This is a genomic window from Aeromonas sp. QDB68, assembly GCF_027707405.1.
GTDB classification, from domain to species: domain Bacteria; phylum Pseudomonadota; class Gammaproteobacteria; order Enterobacterales; family Aeromonadaceae; genus Aeromonas; species Aeromonas caviae.
This window is the reverse complement of record NZ_JAPCIQ010000182.1, coordinates 1-2,516: the sequence shown is the minus strand read 5'-3', so window position 1 is coordinate 2,516 and position 2,516 is coordinate 1. Positions and strand designations below refer to the sequence as shown.

Genomic DNA, 2,516 nt, shown 5'->3' with positions numbered 1-2,516 from the left:
AGGCAGAGAAAATCCAAGCAAAACAACACGTTAGACGGTATTATTAATTCGCTTGCCGCTTAAGGTTCTGTACATGATCCTGGCCTGGCAGGATGACGGGATGACCATGCGGGTACGTGACAAGGGGCCGCTCTGGTTTATCCTGCCACTGGATCAGCATCCCGAACTCAGGCGTTCCGAGTTCACCGACATGATGATCTGGCAACTGAGTGCGATCGACATTCAGCAGTAAAAACGGTGGTTTACGGGAGTACTGGGTGAAAGCGAAGACCAGGGCCTGGCCCTTACTCGGCGTTCTTTATCTATCCATTCTGCTGTTCACGGGTAGCACCCTCTATTGCCTGGTGCAGATACAAAATGCGACCCGGGTGATGGAGAAGTACACCTATGACGTCTCCTGGGCATTGATGCAGTTGCAGCTCGAACTGGGCCGCTTTCTCAATTCCGTCGAGATTTACCACTATGGCGGCATAGACCAGGAAGCCCTGCTGCTCCGCTATGACATTCTCTGGAGTCGTACCCCCATCCTTCTGAGCGGCCAATTGAGAAAAAGCCTCGCGGACAATCCGAAGACGCTGCGGCTGGTGAAACTGACCGAAAGCAGTATCCGCAAGCTGGAGCCTGATTTGGTCAGGCTCAAACCGGGGACGCCGGATTACCAGCAAGTCATGATGACACTGGCGCCCTTGCAGGAACCCCTCTCTTACTCTCTTGCTTCCGTCATGCAGAACAACATCAACGTCTATACGGGCAACGACGCGCGTTTTGGCCAGTTGCGCAATGCCCTGTTGTTCATGGTGTCGGGGCTGGTGGTGTCCGTCATTCTGCTCAGCGGCCTGCTGGTGCGAGAAGCCAGGCGCCATTTCAGGACCGCTAGGATCGATCCCCTCACCGGGCTCGCCAACCGGCTGGCGCTGCTGGAAAAGATGGATGCCTATGTCACCCGTGACACCTCCTTCGGACTGGTGCTGGTCGACATCAACGACTTTCGTGATATCAACAGCAAGTTTGGCTACAACACAGGGGACCTCCTGCTGCAGGAGGTGGCAAAGCGGCTGCGCGCCCTGTGCGAAAACGGGGAGTGGGTGGCGCGTTTGGGGGGAGATCAGCTTGCCATGCTGCAACGGGAGGGGAGCGATCTTCGTCAGGTCAGGGAGCTCGTGGCCAGAGTGCTCCACTCCATCAAGCAAGACATCATCATCGACAACTACCCTTTCCGGCTTGAGGTCGGTATTGGTATCGCCTTCTTCCCGACCGACAGCAACCAGACCCAGGAGTTGCTCAGCCGGGCGGAGCAGGCCCTCTCTCACAGCCGCAAGACCCATGTTCCCTATGTCATCTATGACAGTTCCCTGCTCAACGAGACGGCCAGGCGCAAGCATCTTGCGTCTGACATGGTGATGGCGCTGGAGCACAATGCGCTCGAGCTCTATTACCAGCCCATCGTCAATCTGGAAAGTGGCCGCTGTGAAGCCGTGGAGGCGCTGCTGCGCTGGCGCCATCCCGAGCTTGGCTTTATTCCCCCCAACGAGGTGATCCAGGTGGCGGAAGAGTTCCAGCTGGCCGAGAAACTGGGTGGCTGGGTATTGAATACCGCATGTGAACAACTGCATCAGTGGCAGCACCTGGGTTTGGTGGACTTGCAGATGTGCGTGAATATCTCCCCGGGCATGTACCAGCGCAACCTCTTGAAGCTGGTGGCCAGAGCGCTGATGGAGCACCATATCCCTGCGTCCAGCCTGGTGCTGGAGGTGACGGAAGACACCACCATGCGCGAGGTCAAGAACTCGCTGCAGTTGATGCAGGATCTCAGCCAGCAGGGGGTACATCTGGCCCTTGACGACTTCGGCACCGGCTACTCCTCCCTCAGCTATCTGCAGAAGCTGCCGGTGAGCAAGGTGAAGATAGACAGGTCCTTCATTCAGGGTATCGACACCTCCATCGAGGCGGCCGAACTGGTCGCCAACATCTGCCGTATGGGCTCCATGCTTGGCAAGAAACTGGTATGTGAAGGGATCGAGACCCAGGGGCAGCTCGATGTGCTGCGCTCATTGACCGACATACATCTGTATGGGCAGGGATATCTGTTCAGTCGCCCGGAGCATGCTGAAAAGGCCTATCAGACATTGCTGGAGATGGAAGAGCGCTGGTTGGCCCGGCGCTCGCCGGACAAGGCATATCTGCGTTGAACGATATGGCTCATGTCTCACCGGTCCCGGCCGATAGTCTCTTGGCAGGAGGTACACAATGGATATTTCTAGTTCTGCAAATGCGTCGTTCGGTTCTGCACTGATGGTGGCCAGCCTGGCCAAAAAGCAGCAGACCCAGGAAGGCGAATCCGCACTGAAACTGCTGGAAACAGCAGCGCAATCCGCTCCGGCAGCGCCGACATCGGCCAGTGCTTCCCTCGGAAGCAATATCGATATCCGCGTCTGAGCGATAAAAAAGGTTCTTCGCGGGATCTTGGGGAAGTGGAAGTTGACAGACAGGGTGCTGGTAAACTGGCTGTCTCCAAA

Annotated in this window: 2 protein-coding genes and 1 pseudogene; all 3 read left to right on the top strand. The window is 56.8% G+C overall.

The window, feature by feature from the left end; genetic code table 11:
- Nucleotides 1-76: 76 nt before the first annotated feature.
- Nucleotides 77-232 (top strand): annotated as a pseudogene (locus PG892_RS21995) (molybdopterin-binding oxidoreductase); the annotation flags it as partial.
- 25 nt (nucleotides 233-257) lie between these two features.
- Complete coding sequence (locus PG892_RS21990) at nucleotides 258-2,189, top strand: putative bifunctional diguanylate cyclase/phosphodiesterase (protein ID WP_270825874.1); 1,932 nt, start codon at nucleotides 258-260, stop codon at nucleotides 2,187-2,189.
- A gap of 58 nt (nucleotides 2,190-2,247) precedes the next feature.
- Entirely contained in the window at nucleotides 2,248-2,436 is a 189-nt protein-coding gene (locus PG892_RS21985) for a hypothetical protein (RefSeq protein ID WP_103858667.1), read from the top strand.
- The last annotated feature ends 80 nt before the right edge of the window (nucleotides 2,437-2,516 follow it).